The sequence below is a fragment of the Streptomyces sp. SID4985 genome (assembly GCF_009863025.1).
Taxonomy (GTDB): domain Bacteria; phylum Actinomycetota; class Actinomycetes; order Streptomycetales; family Streptomycetaceae; genus Streptomyces.
This window is the reverse complement of the sequence record NZ_WWIR01000645.1, coordinates 35,875-53,278: the sequence shown is the minus strand read 5'-3', so window position 1 is coordinate 53,278 and position 17,404 is coordinate 35,875. Positions and strand designations below refer to the sequence as shown.

The 17,404-nt window shown below is 73.2% G+C and carries 15 protein-coding genes; 13 read left to right on the top strand and 2 right to left on the bottom strand.

What is annotated here, in order from left to right; all coding sequences use genetic code 11:
• The first annotated feature begins 175 nt into the window (after positions 1–175).
• From GTW40_RS28025 to GTW40_RS27965, 13 genes are all read left to right on the top strand, one after another.
• On the top strand, positions 176–1,105 hold the full coding sequence (locus tag GTW40_RS28025; protein WP_161182930.1) for an effector-associated domain EAD1-containing protein: 930 nt from the start codon (positions 176–178) through the stop codon (positions 1,103–1,105).
• Complete coding sequence (locus tag GTW40_RS28020; RefSeq protein WP_161182929.1) at positions 1,102–1,818, top strand: hypothetical protein; 717 nt, start codon at positions 1,102–1,104, stop codon at positions 1,816–1,818. Before GTW40_RS28025 ends, GTW40_RS28020 begins: the two co-directional genes overlap by 4 nt.
• A complete protein-coding gene (locus tag GTW40_RS28015; RefSeq protein WP_161182928.1) occupies positions 1,818–2,879 on the top strand; it encodes a ThiF family adenylyltransferase in 1,062 nt (353 codons plus the stop codon). The genes GTW40_RS28020 and GTW40_RS28015 overlap by 1 nt, the downstream gene beginning before the upstream one ends.
• A complete protein-coding gene (locus tag GTW40_RS28010; RefSeq protein WP_161182927.1) occupies positions 2,876–4,507 on the top strand; it encodes a ubiquitin-conjugating enzyme E2 in 1,632 nt (543 codons plus the stop codon). The genes GTW40_RS28015 and GTW40_RS28010 overlap by 4 nt, the downstream gene beginning before the upstream one ends.
• Positions 4,497–5,534 (top strand): JAB N-terminal domain-containing protein, encoded by a 1,038-nt coding sequence (locus GTW40_RS28005; RefSeq protein WP_161182926.1) that lies wholly within the window; start codon positions 4,497–4,499, stop codon positions 5,532–5,534. The genes GTW40_RS28010 and GTW40_RS28005 overlap by 11 nt, the downstream gene beginning before the upstream one ends.
• The gene (locus tag GTW40_RS28000; RefSeq protein ID WP_161182925.1) at positions 5,482–6,381 is read left to right on the top strand and encodes a hypothetical protein; all 900 of its coding nucleotides are present in this window, start codon (positions 5,482–5,484) and stop codon (positions 6,379–6,381) included. Before GTW40_RS28005 ends, GTW40_RS28000 begins: the two co-directional genes overlap by 53 nt.
• Positions 6,378–8,183: an AAA family ATPase gene (locus tag GTW40_RS33785; RefSeq protein WP_161182924.1), complete on the top strand. Its 1,806-nt coding sequence runs from the start codon at positions 6,378–6,380 to the stop codon at positions 8,181–8,183. The genes GTW40_RS28000 and GTW40_RS33785 overlap by 4 nt, the downstream gene beginning before the upstream one ends.
• Complete coding sequence (locus tag GTW40_RS27990; protein WP_161182923.1) at positions 8,180–9,343, top strand: AAA family ATPase; 1,164 nt, start codon at positions 8,180–8,182, stop codon at positions 9,341–9,343. Before GTW40_RS33785 ends, GTW40_RS27990 begins: the two co-directional genes overlap by 4 nt.
• A 62-nt stretch (positions 9,344–9,405) precedes the next feature.
• A complete protein-coding gene (locus GTW40_RS27985; RefSeq protein ID WP_161182922.1) occupies positions 9,406–10,200 on the top strand; it encodes a hypothetical protein in 795 nt (264 codons plus the stop codon).
• 4 nt (positions 10,201–10,204) lie between these two features.
• Positions 10,205–10,483: a hypothetical protein gene (locus GTW40_RS27980; RefSeq protein WP_161182921.1), complete on the top strand. Its 279-nt coding sequence runs from the start codon at positions 10,205–10,207 to the stop codon at positions 10,481–10,483.
• On the top strand, positions 10,480–11,172 hold the full coding sequence (locus GTW40_RS27975; protein WP_161182920.1) for a hypothetical protein: 693 nt from the start codon (positions 10,480–10,482) through the stop codon (positions 11,170–11,172). Before GTW40_RS27980 ends, GTW40_RS27975 begins: the two co-directional genes overlap by 4 nt.
• 3 nt (positions 11,173–11,175) lie before the next feature.
• Positions 11,176–12,918 (top strand): hypothetical protein, encoded by a 1,743-nt coding sequence (locus tag GTW40_RS27970; RefSeq protein WP_161182919.1) that lies wholly within the window; start codon positions 11,176–11,178, stop codon positions 12,916–12,918.
• On the top strand, positions 12,915–16,190 hold the full coding sequence (locus tag GTW40_RS27965; protein WP_161182918.1) for a hypothetical protein: 3,276 nt from the start codon (positions 12,915–12,917) through the stop codon (positions 16,188–16,190). Before GTW40_RS27970 ends, GTW40_RS27965 begins: the two co-directional genes overlap by 4 nt.
• Before the next feature lie 46 nt (positions 16,191–16,236).
• Here GTW40_RS27965 and GTW40_RS27960 read toward each other — a convergent pair whose 3' ends face one another.
• Both GTW40_RS27960 and GTW40_RS27955 read right to left on the bottom strand, forming a co-directional pair.
• Positions 16,237–16,470 carry a radical SAM-modified peptide, FtsH ternary system-associated gene (locus tag GTW40_RS27960; protein WP_161182917.1) on the bottom strand — a complete coding sequence of 78 codons (234 nt, stop codon included), beginning with the start codon at positions 16,468–16,470 and terminating at the stop codon, positions 16,237–16,239.
• Positions 16,467–17,348, bottom strand: a complete 882-nt coding sequence (locus tag GTW40_RS27955) for a radical SAM protein (RefSeq protein WP_202486512.1) — start codon at positions 17,346–17,348, stop codon at positions 16,467–16,469. The genes GTW40_RS27960 and GTW40_RS27955 overlap by 4 nt, the downstream gene beginning before the upstream one ends.
• Positions 17,349–17,404 lie beyond the last annotated feature (56 nt).

The window sequence follows — 17,404 nt, the reverse complement described above, 5'->3', positions numbered from 1 at the left end:
CCGCGCACGTCCCGGAAGGGACTCTCTATCACAGATAATGCCTGTGTTGTCCGCGCTTTCACCCAGTCGCGTGCTAACTGACGTACGCTCAACCTTCTTACGGCAAAAGCGGATTGATCAGACGCACGCCATGGGTAGAGTCCCCCGGAACGAGCCGTGGTGCCGAGGGGGAGGCTTGACCGCATTCAGCACGCGACTGCTGCGGCGTGAGGGGGTGTTGACGACCCTCGCCGGGCTGTACCCGGATTCGGCGAGTGCCGGGTTCCTGCTGGACTCGCTCGGGGCGGACAGCACCCGGCTGCCCTCGTTCGGCGGCGGGCTGACCCCGCTGCACTACTGGGACCAGGTCTGCACCCGCATCGAGTACGGCGCCTTCCGCTTCGGCCTGGAGGAGCTGCTGGCCGAGGTCCTGGAGGAGTACCCGGGCCAGGACCGTATCCGCGCCTTCCTGGCCTCCCACGGCGGCCGGGGCGCCCCCGGCGGCGAAGGCGGCCAGGACCCGGGCGGCGGCGAGCCCGCCCTCCCGTCGGCCGTGCGCATCCTGTGCCTGCTGGCCGAACCGGCCGGAACCCCCCGCCCGCTGCGCCTGCGCGCCGAGTACCGGACGGTGCAGGAGGCGGCCCGGACGGCGACCGGACGGACGGTGGACGTCCAGTTGTGCGCGGCGACGCGCGTACGCGACGTCATGCCGGCCCTGCTGGAACACCGCCCGCACGTCCTGCATGTGGCGGGGCACGGTTCGCCCAACGGCTATCTGCTCCTGGAGGACGAGCAAGGAGTGGTGGCCCCGGTGCACGCGGCCCGGCTGGCGGCCGCGCTGAAGGCGTACGGGAAGCTGCGCACCCTGGTGCTGAGCTCCTGCCACCTGGGCCGCCATCTCGAGCACTTCTCCGACTGTGCGGCCGTCTCCGTCGGCGCCGTACACCCCTTGCGCGACGACGACGCGCTCGCGTTCACGCGCGGCTTCTACACCGCCCTGGGTTTCGGCCAGAGCCCGGCGGAGGCGTTCCGTTACGGGCAGGCCGAGTTGAGCCTGACCGGCGCCGATCCCCAGGACATGCTTCTTCAGCCCCCGTCCGACGGCACCACGGAGGACAGGGCATGAGCCAGACACGTCCCGCGTGGAGCGGCGTCGACCTGGAGGCCCGCAGGCGCCGCTACCAGGACGGCGGCGGCACGCCCACGGCAGCGGACTCGGCCGAACCGGCGGGAATGGCACAGGAGTTCAGGCTCGGGCTGGCCGGAGGGCGCGCCGGAGCGGACACCGGCCGCGCGGACGAGCCCGAGGACGACGTCAGCGTCGTCACCCCCCAACTGCTGGAGAAACTGGGCGCTCTCACCCGTTCGTGCCCCGAGTGCCACCACACCTTCCGGCTGGGCGAGGAAGTCACCGTCGAACACACCGGCACCGGCGACGAGTTCCTGATCCGGCACCGCAACCAGCTGCTCGGGTGCCGCAATCCCGACGGATCACAGGAACTGACCCGCATGGCGGCCGAGTTCCACGAGGGTCTGGACGACGCCAACCCGCCGCCGCCCGACCTCCACCCCGTACGGCTCGACCCCGGTCACGAGCTGCTCAGGCTGCACCCGGGCACCGCGTCGGGGTCCGCCTCCCGGTACCGATGCTGGGTCTGCGGGGACTCCCTGCGCCCCAAGGAACTGGTCATCCACTGCACCTGCTCACCCCACGACCCGCAGTGCAAGTGCGCCGTCCATCTGGACCCCGACCGCGGCCGCATGTGCTTCGACGACTGGAAGAGCGCGCACGGAGGCACGGTGCCCTGCCTCATGCGGAACGCTCCGAAGGGTTCCTGATGGCCACCCCCACCGACGAGGGCCGCTTCGCGCGGCACCGCCTGATTCCCGGCTGGAACCAGGACCGCCTCTCCGCCGCCACCGTCGTGGTCGTCGGCGCGGGCGCCCTGGGCAACGCGGTCGTCCAGGCGCTCGCCCTCGCGGGTGTGGGCCGTCTCCTGGTCTGCGATCCCGATGTGGTCGCCGTCAGCAATCTCAGCCGCTGCCCGCTGTTCCTCCCCTCCGACGTGGGGCGGCCGAAGGCGGAGACGGTCGCCCGCGCGCTCAGCCGACTGGCCCCGGACACCGCGACGTCGGCACGCGTGGCCCCGCTGGTGTCCGGTGTCGGTCTGGCCGAACTGCGCGACGCCGACCTGGTGGTGAGCTGCCTCGACAGCCGGGCGGCACGCGTCGAGCTCGCCACGCGCTGCAATCTGGCCTCGGCGACCATGCTCGACGGCGGTACCCACGAATGGGGCGGCCAGGTCTCCGTCCACCCCCCGGGCGGCCGCTGCTGGGCGTGCGGTCACGACCGGTCGTCGCTGTTCGTACCGGACAGTCCCCACTCGTGCGCCGCACCCGTGCGCACCCTGCCCGAGGGCGCCTCCGCGCCGGTTTCCCTCCTGGTCGGCGCGTGGCTGGCGAACTACGCGGTCAGGCTCCTGCTCGGACTCCCGGTGGGCTCACGGCTGCTGCGCGTGGACGCGGCCGGCGGAGCCGTACCGGTGGCCGGACGGAGTCTCGCGGAACACCCCGACCCGGGGTGCCCCCTGCACGAGCGCATCGAGGACGCCGACGTGACGCGGCTGCCGTTGTCCGCACGGGACACGGTCGGCGAGCTGCTGCTCCGGGTCGACGCCGACGAGGAACCGCTGACGTGGACCGGGTTCCGCGAGGCCGGGTCCGTACGGTCGCCGCTGGCCACCGGGACGCGGCTGCGGGCGGCGTCACCCGACACCCGCCTGGCCCGACTGGGCGTCGCTCCAAGGGAGATACTGACTGTGATGCACCCGCGCACGTCCGGTCTGCGCTATGTCGAACTGACCGGCGAAACGGCTGCCGCGGCGGAGGTGGGCCGGTGAAGGACGAGATCTACGCGGAGCTGGCGCGCATCATCCCACCGCAGGAAGCGGTGATCATCCTGCGGACGCAGACCGGCTTCCCGGCCCAGCGGATCCCGTCCACGGAGCTCAACGCGAAGCTCTTCTGGTCGGAGGTACGCCGTCTCGTGGACGCGGGAGTGATGCTCGACGGCGAGCGTGAACTGATCCTCATCACGTCCACCGAGTATCCGGGCAACCCGGTCCTGCGCAGGGCCCGCGAGTCCCTGTCCCCCGAGTCGGCGGGCACAGCCGACGGACCCGATCAGGCGTCCGCCGCCCCCCAGCGGGAAACGCCGACGCGGCCCCCCACCACGGCGCGGGAGTCTCCGCCCGAACCGGAGCCCGGTGTCCGGTGGACGCAGCCCTCCGCCCGTCCGTCGCCCGGGACCGGTCACGGCTCCGGGGCGCCGTTTCACGGACAGCCCACGCCCACGCGTCCGTCGCCCGAACCGCAGGGCCCGCACGTCGTGCTGATCTTCGTGGGGCGCGGCCACCACCCCGAGTTCATCCAGGCGGTGCGCGAGACGGAGGACCCGTCCGCCCAGGTCCTGTACGTGAGCGCGAACGACGGCGTCGACTTCGGCCAGGTCGCCGTGTCCGTACGGCACGAGCTGGCCGAGGACCGTATCGAGGCGCTGCGCCGACGGCTCGTGCAGGACGGAGCGGCGCCCGACCTCGAGATCATCCAGGACGCGTACGAGCATCGCCCCTATCTGCTGGAGAAGTTGCTGGTGCGCGGGCCGGACCATCAGCCGTTCGACTTCGCGGGAGTTCCGTCGATCACCACGGTGCGGGACATCGCCGTGGCGATCCTGTCCCAGTACGGCTCGGACACCACCCATGACAGGGTCGGCCACCGCAGGCGCACGGTCGTGGACCATCTCCAGCCCGACGGCAGCTTCCTGCGCCTCGACCCGAGCCAGTCCCTGCACGACGCGGGCGTCGGGGACGGCGACACCCTCAACGTCTATCCGGAGAGCACGGCGGGCATCGGCCAGCTGAAGCTCCAGGCCATCCTGCGCGTGCGCGAGGAGATCCGCAGATACGAGAAGCGGCACGAGAACTTCACGGTGCTGGAGATGGACGACCCGGACTTCCCCACCGAGTACGAAGTGGGCTTCCGGGCGCCGGGGTTCCGGCCGCCCGGCGCCGGTGAGCCCCATGACGCGGATCCCTCGGCGCAGCAGGAGCACACCGTGCTCATCGCCCTGGGAGCGGGCTTCCCGCTGCAGGCTCCGGCCGCGATCTGGCTCACGCCGATCTTCCACCCGAACATCGCGCGCAATCTGACGGCGGCCCCGGACGGTCTGGTCTGCCTCGGCGCGCTGCAGGGCTCCTACCGCCCCACGCTCGACTTCGGCCAGCTGTGCCAGATCCTGGTGGACATGGCGAGGTACCGGAACTACGACGTACGTACGGAGAACGAGGGCGGCGGCGGAACGGTCGACAGGCAGGCCGCCATCTGGGCGAGGTCCGAGAGGGGACAGGCGATGATCGCAGCGATCAGAGGGGCCGCCGCCGGATCGGCCGACCCCGCGGGTGACGAGGGTCTGCGCCACAGGGCCCTGCGTGTGCGGCCGTCGGACGAGGTCGGCGATGCGGGTTGAAGTCGAGCTGTACCGCGGCGACGCCCACGTGCCCGAGCGCAGGGTCGGCCTCATCGCGCTGCTCAAGGCCGTCCTCGCGGACGAACTGGCCGCCGACCGGCGCCGGGCCGCCTTCAATCTCAGGTTCCAGCCGATCGAGGACCCGGAGGACTACCCCGGGCCGCCTCTTCTGAAGAACCGCCAGTCCGGTTACGGCTATCTGAACGTCATGGCACAGGTGGAGGGTCGAGTGATCTACCGTCATCCGCACTCCGTCAAGGGTCTCCTGGGCCCCGCGCTCACCGCGCTCGCGCGGGAGATCGACGCGTCCGAGGAGTACTGGTCGTTCCGCATCGACGCACCGGGCATGGACGACGCCCCCGTACGGCGGCTTCCTCCGCCTGTCTCGGGAGCCATGGACGTGGACATCTCCCGGTCCGCCCGGCTCTCCTTCGGGGTGCGCCCCGCCGCCGAGCCGGAGCTGCCGGAGTTCGACCTGGTGGAATCGGTTCTTCCGCCCTCGACGGAGGACCAGCGTGTGACCGTGGTCCTGGCCCCGGGCATCGAGCGGCTCCTGACACGTGAACTCCCCTTGTCCGACCGGGTCGAGGAGGGCGGCTTCCTGTTCGGCAAGGCATACCGGCGCCCGGAGGCCGAGGAGCGCTACGTCGTGGTGGTGGAGCACGTTCTGCCGGCGGAGCACACCGGGGCGTCCTTGATGCACTTCACGTTCACCGGCGACTCCTTCGGCGCCATGAGCCGTGCTCTCAGGGACCGACACCCCGGAGCCCGGCTGGTCGGCTGGTACCACACCCACCTTTTCCCGGCGGTCGGAAGGATGGGGCTGTCGGGCACCGACATCGATCTGCACCGGGCCACCTTCCGCCGTCCCTGGCAGGTGGCCGCACTGATCAACTACTCCGAAGGCAACCGGGTACTGCGCTGCTACGCGCGGTCCGACGCCACCATGGAGGCCAGTTCCCTGTGGAGCCGTGATGACAACAGTGACAGATACCGTCCCGCGGCTTCTTCGCTGGGCCGCCAGTGAGCCGGAGACCGGGGCACCGCTGCCCGGCCGCACGGCCGGACCTACGTCACCGGAGCAGGATCCGGCGCTCCTGGTGGAGCGGCTCGCGGCGGTGACGGCGGCGAGGATGCGCCTGTCGGACCCGCCGCTGGGCGACCCGGGTCCGGCGGGCCTCCCCACGCTTCTGCTGGCCGCGGCCGTGGCGCTGCGCGAGGGCTCCCTGGCGGAACGGACCCTGGACTCGGTGTCCGCGCCCGGGTCCGCCCGCGACCTGCTCGCCCGGCACGGCCTCGTCCACCCCGTGCTCACGGCGGGATCGCGGTCCGTCGGCACCTCGCTGGGTACCGCGCTGCTGCGCCACTCTCCCCTGACCGGCCTGTTCGACGCGCCCGCGCCGGGCGACGACGAGCCGTGCCGCCAGCTCCTCGACCGGCTCCTGGACCACCCGGAGGGCCGCCGCACCGTGACCGCCGCGCTGTCCGCTCCCCCGCGCACGCCCGACGCCATGCTCTGGCGCTCCGGGCTGCTGAGCCGCTACCGGTTCGACCCGGCCGAGCGACAGTGGGTCTACGACGTGTACGAGACGGCGCTGCTCCACCACGGGCCGTACTACATGCGGCGCACCCGCGAGGCGGTGGCGGTGCTCACCGGGGAGACCTCGGGTGCCCCGGACACCGACCGGGCGGCGGCAGCGTGGGCGGATGCGACGTCCGACTGGTGGCGGCCGCTCGACGTGCTCGTAACGCGCTTCCCCGCCGAGCTCCGCGCCCGCAGGATGCTCCGGGGACACGAGGGCGGACTCCGGCTGTCCCGGCTGCGCGCGCGGGCCGAGGCCCTGCGGGAGCTGCGGGCGGTGACGGCCCGGTGACCTTCCCGCTGACCGTCGTCGCAGGCGGCGACGACGACCGCCTCCGGCTGCTCTCGTCCTCCGGCTCCCTGCCGCTGCGCGAGGCGCTGGCGTCCGGAGACTTCCTGCTGCTCGAAGAGCTGCCCCCGGAGTACGCGGACCGCCCCTGGTCGGACTTCGCCGTGACGTGCCTGCTGCGCGCGGAAGTCACCCCGGGCGCCCACGTCTTCATGCCCGCCGCCCGCCCTGCCCCCGTGATCGAGAAGTCGCCCGGCCCGCCTCCGGCGGATCCGTCCGGCCATCCCGAGTCCGTCTCCGACGAGGAGGCCGTACGGCTGGCGTACTGGGACAGCATCGAGCGTGTCGCCTCCCTGCTGCGCGCGGACCTCCCCGTGCTCGTGATCACCGAGAAGCTCGTCGTCGCCCATCTGTGGCCCGACATGACCTCGCTCGCCCAGCGGCGCGGGATCCTGCTCGCCGAGCCCGACCCGGCGGACGACCCGGTGGCCGACCTCTCGGCCAACCCGCGTCAGCGGCGGCTCGCCCAGCTGCGTACGCAGCTCGAAGGGCTGAAAGAGGGGGACGTCATCGTGCTGCCCCACCTCGACCTGCTGTGCGGAGGCGCCGACGTCAGCCGGCACACCGAGGCCCGGGAACTGGTCGAACTGCTCTACGAGTATCCGGACAGCCTCGTGCTGGCCTTCGCCGACACCTCGCTCTCCCTGCCCGAGGTGCTCGCCGAGCGGTTCAGCGCGCGGCTCTCGCTCACCGGTCTGCCCCCCAACGTCACCCCGCCCGGAGGCGGTGAAGTCCCGCTCGGGCAGGCCCTGGTGACCTCGGCCGAGGCGGCGACCTTCGAGGGCTTCCAGCCACGGGAGTTCTACAAGCACATCGCGGGCATGAACCCGGTGCGGCTGCGGCAGGCCATGCGCTACGCACGCCAGGTGCACGCGGAGTCCGACCGCGCCACCGTCTCGGACCTGCGCAGGACACTGCTCACCTTCAAGGCCCAGCAGTACTCGGGCTTCGAGATCCCACAGGTGACCCTGCAGGACATCGGCGGCTACGAGGAGGTCAAGGCGGAGATCCGCCAGGCGCTGTCCCTCGTGAGCGGCGCGCAGGAGCTGCCCGCGTCGATGGAGGAGGTGCGCAACGAACTGGTGCCGCGCGGCTTCATCTTCCACGGCCCGCCCGGCACCGGGAAGACCCTCTTCGCCAAGGCCATCGCCAACGAGCTCAACGCGACCATCCAGGTGGTCTCCGGGCCCGAGGTGATCGACATGTACGTCGGCGAGAGCGAGCGCAAGGTGCGCGAGCTGTTCGCCGCGGCCCGGCGCAGCGCGCCCTCGGTGATCGTCTTCGACGAGATCGACGCCATCACCATGCAGCGCTCCGGACGCGGTGACGGGGGCACCCGGGTCGGCAACAGCGTCGTCGCCCAGATCCTCACGGAGATGGACGGCTTCCGGCCGGAGGTGCCGATGCTGGTCATCGGCACCACCAACCGCATCGACATCATCGACGAGGCCCTTCTGCGCCCCAGCCGCTTCCGCAGCCTGGCCGTCGGGCTGCCGGACCTTCCCGCGCGCCGGGCGATCCTGCGTCACCATGCCCGTCGTTACTCCATCGATCTGCAGGAGGAGCTGTTGGAACTCATCGCCGAGGCGAGCGAGAACCGCAACGGCGACGAGCTGCGCTCCATCATGAGTGAGGCGTTCGTCGACCTGTATCTGCGCAAGACCCCGCCCAGCCCGCGCCGCATGGGCTGGCTCGTGGGCAAGCTGCAGCAGGACCGCCGCCAGCGCGCCGCGGAGCGCCAGTGACGACCGCGGCGCACCGGTACGGGGAACTCCCGCCGTGGAGCCCGGACGATCTGGCGGCGATCCACCGGCTGCAGGCGCTCGGGCGCAGTGTGGGGCACCACTTCGTGGGGCGGCGGCTCGCGCTCGACCTCCTGGAGGTCGCGGTCATCGCCCGTGAGCACGTGCTGTTGCTGGGGCCGCCGGGAACCGGTAAGACGGACCTCGTGACCCGGTTCGCCGCCGGTCTGGGCACCCGGCCGTTCGTCCGGCTGCTGACGCGGTTCACCGAGCCGTCCGAGGTGTTCGGACCCGTCGACGTCGCCGCGTTCCGGGACGGCAGGCACGCGATCCGCACGGAGGGCATGCTGCCCGAGGCTCTCATCGCCTTCCTTGACGAGATCTTCCAGTGCGGCAGCCCGATCCTCAACACCCTTCTGACCGTGATGAACGAGCGGGTGTTCCATCACGGCAGGGAGTCCCAGCCGGTGCCGCTGATCAGCCTGATCGGTGCGTCGAACACCCTCCCGCAGGACCCGGCGCTCGTCGCCTTCGCCGACCGTTTCCTGCTGCGGGTGAACGTGTCGCCCGTGGCGGACAGCCATCTCGAGGAGCTGCTCGAGAAGTCCTTCGCTCCGCACCCGGCGGAGGGCGCGGGCCACACCTGGGTCGATCACGAGTCCCTGGAGCGGCTGGGCCGCCAGGTCGACCGGGTCGACCTGAACCGGGTGACCGCCGTGTACCGCTCCCTGATCCGCGAACTGCTGGCGCAGGGAGTCGTGTTGTCGGACCGCAGGATCGTGCGCGGTCTGCGGCTGGTGGCCGCCGCGGCGATGCGCCGGGAGAGTGTGCGTGCCGAGCCCCGCGATCTGTGGCCGTTGCGGCACATCTGGACCGATCCCGCGCACGAGCGGCTCGTCCAGGAGTCGGTGCAACGTGTGGTGGAGGCCGACGGGGGTCCGTCGGCCTCCACCACCCTGCGAGCGGCACACCACATCCTCGGCGAGGCCAAATTGACGAGCCGTCAGGTCTCCGCCGGTGCGTCCGACGCGGCCGTCGAGAACGTGCTGCGCGGACTGAACAAGCTCCGCCTGGAGCTGGAGAGCGTGGAGCCCGCCAATCTCACCGCCCGTGACGAACTGACCACTATCATCGACAACACCCTCGCGCTGCTGCGGGTGTAGGAGACCGACCGATTCCACACCGCTCCGGGGGAGCCGGTGGCGTACTGGGGGTGACGGGGCGTATGTGCAACCCACGCAGGGTCAACATCACGGCGACCCGGGAGGTGGTGGAGGCCTGGCAGGTGGAGGTCGAGCGCCGGGTCAGCCGAACCGACACCGTGGTCAGCGAAGTTGAGGTCGCCTACCCCTTCGGCGGCACCCTGGGCGCCCGCACCCGCGAGGCGTTCGAGCACGCGCTCGCCTCCGCTCCCGGCTGGCAGGAGGCCGACGGCGTCTTCGTCCTCGACCTGCCCGACGGACGGGTGACGTACCGGCCGTCGACGGGCGAACTCCTCGTGACCGCCCGCCTGGAGGAGGAGGCCCGTGCGGAGGGTCGCGCGAGCGACGTACTGAGCGGGACCGTGTCCGACACGGCGCAGGGCGCGGGCGAAGGCCGTTACTACGACGACGACTACGGCGGCGTCACCTACGCGAGCGCCGAGGCGGACGCGCGGCGACAGGCCGAACACGCCGCCGAGTCGCAGGCCATGAGGCTGTTGGAAGAGGTGCGCCGACAGGCCCGGGACGCCTCCGACGCGGCAGCGGCGGCGGCCGACGAGCGGTTGCGCGCGGCCGCGGGGGCGGACGCGGAGGCCCGCCTGGCGAGCGAACGGGAGCGTCTCCAGGGCGAGTTGGAGTCGCGGAACCGTGAGCGGCTGCAGCAGCTCGCGAGCGACGGGCTCGGTGCCGTCAACGAGGTGCTGGCCGCTTCCTACCGTCAGGCGATTCTGGCGTACGCCCGCGAGCACGGCGCCACCGGCATCCAGGTCGAGGAATCGGACCATGTCATCGACATCGAGTTCGAGATGGAGGCCTGACCCGATGCGGGTGCGCGTGCGGTTCCGTTTCAACGCCGAGACCGGCGAGGTCGAGCTGTTCCGTGTCGACGACCTCGGGGGCTCCTCCGTCGGCGCCGATCACGACGCGGAACACGACCGGATCAGCGCCGAGCTCGGAGCGGTGGCGGCCCGCCGGCCCGAAGTGGAGGAGATCCGGCAGGCCCCGCCGACCGGTTGGCCCGCTCCGCGCGTGGTGCACGCGGAGACCGCCGACGACCTCGCGGCGGACACGGCGGACGACGGCGAGCGTGAGACCTGGTGAGCCGACATGCCCACCTGCTCGTCAAGGCCGCCCGGTCCTACGCCGAGGCGGGCGCGCACACGGACGCCGCCCGCTGCTACGACGCCGTCGGCTGGCGGTGGACGGCGGCGGAGGCGTACGAGCGCGCGGGCGACCTGGAGCACGCGGCGGAGACGTACCGCAGGGCCGGGCACGCGGCCCAGGCCGCGCACTGTTACCGCCTGCTGGGCCGTCCCGAACGCGCCGCGCAGTGCTGGCTGGACCGGAACCGGCCGTTGGAGGCCGCCTGGGAGCTGTTGCTCGCGGGGCACACGCACCGGACCGACTCCCTGCTCGCGGCGGCGGACCGGCTCTCCGGGCAGACCGCCGGGGGCGGTTCCTCCCCACTGCGTCTCGAACTCGCCCGCGCGTTGCGGGCCCGTATCGGCGGCGGTCCGCCGGAACCGCTCCTCGCCGCGCTCGGCCGCCTCGAAGTGCACCTGGGGGCGCTGTCCTCGCGCGGGGAGCGGATCGCGCTGCTGGAGTGGGGCGTCGAGGCGGCCGACCGACTGGAACGGTTCGACTGGGGGGCACGGTTGTTCGGCGCGGCGCACCGACCGCACGGTGAGGACGAGGGTCCGGACGAGATTCTCGAACGGTGGCACCAATGGGCGGGCCTGCACCTGGGCGGCAACGCGTGGCTGCCGCCCCTGAACGTCCGCGCGGGGTGAGCGGTGCCCTCCTCCCTCCGGCGGCTGCGACAGCTCTTCGGCCGCTCCCCGCGCTCGACGCCGCATCCTCCGCCGTTCGCCACCGGGCCGTTCACGATCCGGCCCGCGGCGGACCCGGAAACCGACGACGCCCGGGGGGTTCCCTTCCTCGTGCGCCCGGCCCGGGAGCCCGGGGAGCGGACGGCGGATCACGCGAGTCCCCCCGACGAGGCACAACCGGTCACCGCCCCACCGGACAGCGCCGACCCCCCGCTCTGGCGGAGCGCGGGCGTCTTCCACTCCGCACGGCAGACGCTCGCCGCGCTCGGCACCTTCCACGGCGTCGGCGCGCACACCTGGACGTGCCGACGGCAGCCCGGTTCCGGCGGCTACTGGCTGCTGAGCGGCGCGGGCACGGCGACGGGTACGGACCTGGTGGCCCTCCACGGCGGACGGGCGTGGCACGTGCTCGCCGACGGCTCCCTGACCGGCCCCAAGGGGACCACCGGACCTGCCCACCTGGACGAGGTGCTCACCTGGCCCGAGGTCACTCCGGTCGAACTGGCCACCGCCTTTCCCGCCGTTCACGGCCCGGAGCCCGGTCACCATCTGCTGTACGTCCTCACCGCCCCGGAGCTGCTTCCCGCGGTGGCGCGTCACACGATGGCGGCGGTCGTCGAGACGGCCGTGGTCCCGGTCGGAGTCTGCGGTCTGTTCCCGCCGGGCCAGGAGCCGCCGCGTGAAAGGCTGTTGCTGATCCTGGGCGGACCGTACGAGCCCGACGCGGCGGATGCCGCGCGCATGGTTCCCGACTCCCTCGTCCACGCCGTCGTCTCGCTTCCGCGAACGGCGGTGTGCCGACCGGCCGCCCACTGCCCACAGCTCCTGATCGACGTACGTCTGCGCCTGCCGGTCGACGAGGAGCTGCTCCAACCCGGGCTGGCGGAGGACGAGTTCTGGCTGCTGAGCGGAAGCTCCGAGCAGCCCGCCGCGCGCCTGTCGGTCCTCGGCAGCCCCGCACCGCTGGTGATCCAGCCGCCGGGCTCGGACCTCCGGTGTCGTCCCCCGTCACCGGGTGCCGGGGCGACGGGCCTGCCACCGGCGCCCGAGACACGGGTCGAGGTCCGGCCGAGCGCCGTGGCGGACACCCGGGTGGACGCGGTGCTGCTCACGGACGACGACCTGGGCGCGGTGCGCCGGTATCTGCGGGGGCGTCCTCTGGCGGAGTCGGCGTTCCTCGTTCCGGGGGCCGGGTGTCATCTCCTCCTGGACCCGGCGGACCTGGCCGCGTCGCTCCCCTTCGGCACTCCCCTGCGCCGGGTGGGGCCCGGCAGTTGTTACGTGCGCTCCGGCCATGACCTCGTCCCCGCTCTGCCGCCGGGGGCGCGAGTGCGTTCCCTCGGGGTGACCCCGAGTACGGCGGTCGCCTGTGTGCCGGGGGCCGTGCACCGCTTCGACCTGGACGGGCTCGTCCCGGTCTGGACTTTGTGGGCGTCGGTACGTGCCCCCTCCACCCCGGCGGGTGTGTCGGAGACGGGCCGACAGCTCTTGTCCGCCCTGGACGGTCTCGTCGGCGAGGACAGCAAGGGCAGCGGGCTCGAACTGCCGGACGTGACCGACCCCACCGAGACGCTGGCCCGGGCCGCGCGTCTGTACGCGCAGGGCCACCTCGTCGAGGCGGCGGAGGCCTACCGCAGCGCGGGCGATCCGCTGGAGGCCGGGAGGCTGTACGAGCAGGCCGCGCTGCGTCTGATGGAGGAGCGGTGACGGCTGCCGAGAGGGAGGCCGTCGTACACGGGGGGCCGCGGCATCTGCGGGATCTTCCGGGCGGCGGCGCCGACGGCGCCCGTGCCGTCACCGGGCTCTCCGCCGACGGCACCCTGCTCGTGACCGTCGACGGGCAGCGGCTGTCCTGCACCGACGATCTGGGGCACGGTGTCTGGTCGGCCGACCGGGATGCGGGGACGCCGTCCGGCGAGCGGGAGGCGGGAACGCCGTCCGGCGGCCGGGAGACCACGACCCCGTTCGGCGACCGGGGAGCCGCAACGCCGTCCGGGCCGCCCGCCCGGATCGTCTGGGGCCTGGACGGCGGCGAGTTCCTCGTCCTGGGGGACGGCCGCCTGGACGTCCACGACGCGGACACCGGTGCCCTCCGTACGCCGCCGGAGGGCCTCGCCACGGCTCGGGGCGCGCGGGCGGCCGCCGTCTCGCCGGACGGGCTGTGGGTGGCGTTCCCCCGTTCCGGCGGAGGCGTGACGGTGCATCACCGCGGCTCCGGCGAGGACAGGCTGCTGCGCACCGCCGATCCGGTGGCGGATCTGGCGTGGGATCCGCTGGGGCGCCAGTTGTGCCTGGCGACGCACAGCTCGCTCCAGTTGTGGAACGTCCGCGCGCAGCGGCTGGACTTCTCCCCCGCCGGGGGGCGCCCCGGCATCACGGCGGTCGCCTGGTCGCCGGACCGGTCCCTGCTGGCCTGTGCGGACGCCGACGGCGTGCATCTGCTGACCCGCGACTCCGGCACGGTGACCGCCACGTCGCCCCTGGTCGCGGGCGAGGTGCTGGCGTTGGCGTTCAGCCGGACCGGACAGTTCCTCGTGTGTGCCGAGCGGGGTGCCCCGGTGACGGTGTACGACCGGGCGCTGGAGCCGGTGGCGCGGATCCCGGCCGACGTCCACGAGCCGCACGACGTGAGCATGTCCGCGTACGGCCGGGTGCTGGTGCGTGTTCCGCTCGCGCGGGACACGGACAGGGCCGGAGATGTCCTGGCCCTGTGGGAGCTGCCGGACGCCACCGCGCCCGCGCCCCGCCGCCGTTCCGCCGCGGGGCTGCGCCGCTGGACCGCGGCCATGTGCCGCTCGATCGGGCGCAGCGTACCGGCGCCGCGCACCCGGGCCCTCGCGGCGTCGCCGCCCCGGCTGCTGCACGACGCGGGCCCGGCCCTGGCCGCACCCGCGTTCGCCTGGACCGGCGACGACGACCGTCACGTGGCCGAACTGCGCCCCGGGCTGATCGGTCTGCGCACTCCGGGCGAGGAGGGCGCGGTGTGGGCCTCCGCCGTGCCGACCGGGCGGGACGGAGCCCACGATCTCGCCGTCGCCCCCGGCGCGGACGGCCCTGTCGTGGTCGCCACCAGGTCGGGCGGCGCCGCGCTGACCGTGCTCGACCGCTCGACCGGGGCTCTCCTCGCCTCGCTCCCGGGTGGCCAGGCTCCCGTGTGGTCCCCGTTCGGCACCCGTGAGCTGCTGGTGCCCGAACCGGGTGACGTACCGACTCACTTGTACCTGTACGACCTGCGGCAGCCGGAAGCCCGTCCGCGAAGCCGCCCGGTGGCGCGCGGGACCGGTCGCCCGGCCTGGTCGCCGGACGGCGGTCTGGTCGCGGCCGGTACGCAGGGCGGCGTGCTGCTGTGGCGCATGCCCGGCTTCCGGCGCACCAGCCCCCGGCTCGCGCTGCCCTCGGACACCTTCGTGGCACGGGTCGCCTGGTCGCCCGACGGCGGGCTCCTCGCGGCGACTCCGGTCGCGGGGCAGGGGCCGACCGTCGTGTGGGACACCGCGACCTGGCAGGTCCACCGGGAGCTGGGCCGTCCGGGCGGTCGCGGCTGGGCTCCCGCGCTGGCCTGGTCGCCGGACAGCACCATGCTGGCCGCGCCGGGCCCCGGCCAGGACACCAGGGCGGTGGAGGTCTGGGACGTCGTACGCGGGGAGCGTGTGCTGGTCCTGGAGCCGACCGGTGTTCCGGTCGGCCATGTGTGGTCCGTGGCGTGGTCCCCCGCCGGGGACCGGATCGCGACCACGTACGGCGGCGGCACCACACTCCTGTGGGACCTGCGGACGGGCGCCACCCCCTCGGCTCCGGACGCGCCGCTGCCGCTGCCCCTCGCCGCGCTGACCGAGCTGGCCGGAGCCGCGGCGGCCGCGGAGGCGGCGGTGCCGCTGTCCACGCTGGTCTCCGTGACGCGGCTGCTGCGGACCACTCCCCCACCAGGGGCCGAACTGGCGCACCGGGGCCGGGTGGCGGCCGAACTGCGTTCTCTCGCCTGGCCGTTGGCGGCCCATCCGGCGCTGGCGGCGGTGGTGGCGTCCTGTTTCCCGGCGGACCCGCGCTTCGCCCCGCCGCCCGGTGTGCCGACCGCCGATCTACGGGCCGCCGTCGAGCGAGGACTGCGGGGCGGAACCGAGGAGCCCTCTCCGGCACCGCTGTCACCCGAGGTGTTCGCCGCGTCGCTGGAGCGGGTGCGCGCCGAGGTGCTGCCCACGCTGCGCATGCTCGGGCCCGACGCGATCCGCCAGGACCCCGGCATCGTACGGCGGTTCCTGCGCGGGCAGTACGACGGCGACGCACGGACCCGGCGCAGGCCGCCCCTCACCACCCTGCGCCTTCCGAACGCGATCGGCGACGACCTGACCGGTCCCACGGCCGCGGGCGCCCCCGCCGAACTGGTGCGGCACGGGCCCCCCGACCGTCTCGTACCCAGTCAGCTGGCGCTGCCCGAGGACGTGCGCGAGGCGCTCCGGGTCGACGACGCGCTGCTGTACCGGACCCGCCTCGCCACCGCTCCGGTCGCCGTGCGCAACGCCGTGCTCGTCCTGGACACCGGGGCGGCGGCGCACGGCCGGGTCGGCAGCTGTCTGCGGGTCTGCGCGCATCTGCTGGCGGAGGCGCTGCTGCGTGCGGGACGGGCACTGGAGCTGGTGCGTCTCGACGGGCGGTCCGGTCCGTTGCCGCTGATGCGGCAGGCGGACCTGGTGCGGCTCTGGGAGCCGCAGCCGCCCACCCCGCCCGACCCGGCACGCGCGACGGCGCTGGCCTCGGCGGCGGCGGGGCGGCTCATCCATCCCACGGCGGGCATGCCCCGCGTCCTGCTGCTGACGCACCCCTACCAGCCGCGTCTGGAGCTGCCCGAGTCACTGACGCTGCGCGCCCACTACCCGGGGCATCCGGTCCTGGCGACGGAACCGCACAGCTGGACGATCGATCCGGACGTGGCTCCGGAACGGCTGCGCGCGGTGCTGGCGGGTGTGCTGTCCCACCTTTGACGGGCCCACCGTCAACGCATTGACGCCGCCGGTCAGTTGTCGACTGTCAGCCGCACATCATCTGCTCGATCCCGTCCGGGTCCAGCCGTTCGAGGAGCGCCTCCAGCATGTCGGGCCGGAACGCGTCGCCGAGGATCTCCACGCCGCCCGGCGACCAGGTGAGCCGCAGCCGGACGAGGCGGCCGCGCGGATGCTCCGGGTACTCACTCGCGTCGATCAGGTCCGGCAGCTCGGGTACGAACCGGTAGCGCGGGGCCGGTGTGCCGGGCTCTTCGTTCACGACCACACTCCTGGAATCACGGTTCCGCAGACGGGGCACGCACCGTCCACGAGGCTCACTTCGACGGCGCCCCACACCTCCCGGCCGATCACCTCGGCGGAGCACCGAGGGCAGTGCGTCGCCCGGCCCTTCGCACCGAGCGCCCGCTCCACGTAGACGTGCGCGAGTCCGGCCGAACGGCCGATCCGCACGGCTCGGGCGAGTCGCTCCGGTGTGGTGGGGACCTCGTCCGCCATGCGGTAGGTGGGTGTGAAGCGCAGGAGATGCCAGGGGATCTCCCGGCCGACCGAGGCCAGGAACCCTGCGATGAAGTCCAGTTGGGTGTCCGAGGCGCTGGTTCCCGGGATCAGCGGAGTGCTGACCTCCACCCACACTCCGGCCCGGTGCAGCGCTCGCACCGTCTCCAGGACGGGGGCGAGGGGTGCGCCGGTGAGCCGCCGGTGGGCGGTGTCGTCGGCGGCCTTGATGTCGATGTTGACGGCGGCCAGTCCCGGGGCGAGCACGTCGAGGGCCTCCGGGGTGACGAAGCCGTTGGACTTCCACAGCACCGGCACCCCTCGCGTCGCCGCCACGTCCGCCAGCCGCAGCGTCAGCTCCGCGGCGAGCGAGGGCTCGGAGTACGACAGGGCGATGCCCGCTCGTTCGGCGGCGGCCCGCTCCACCACGTCGTCCACGTCGACGGGGGTGGTGGGCCGGTCGGTGTCACCGTCGTCGCGGCCGTACTGCGAGAGGCGGTGGTTGACGCAGTAGTCGCATCGGAACGAACACCCCGGCGGGGCAAGGGTGATGACCCGGCTGCCCGGCCGGAAATGGTAGAAGGGCTTGCGTTCGACGGTGTCCTGGTGGACCACGGTGGTGTCGAGAGTGAGGGTCTCCACCGTGTCGTCCCGGCGTCGGCGTACCCGGCAGGCCCCGGTCTCACCAGGGCGAAGCC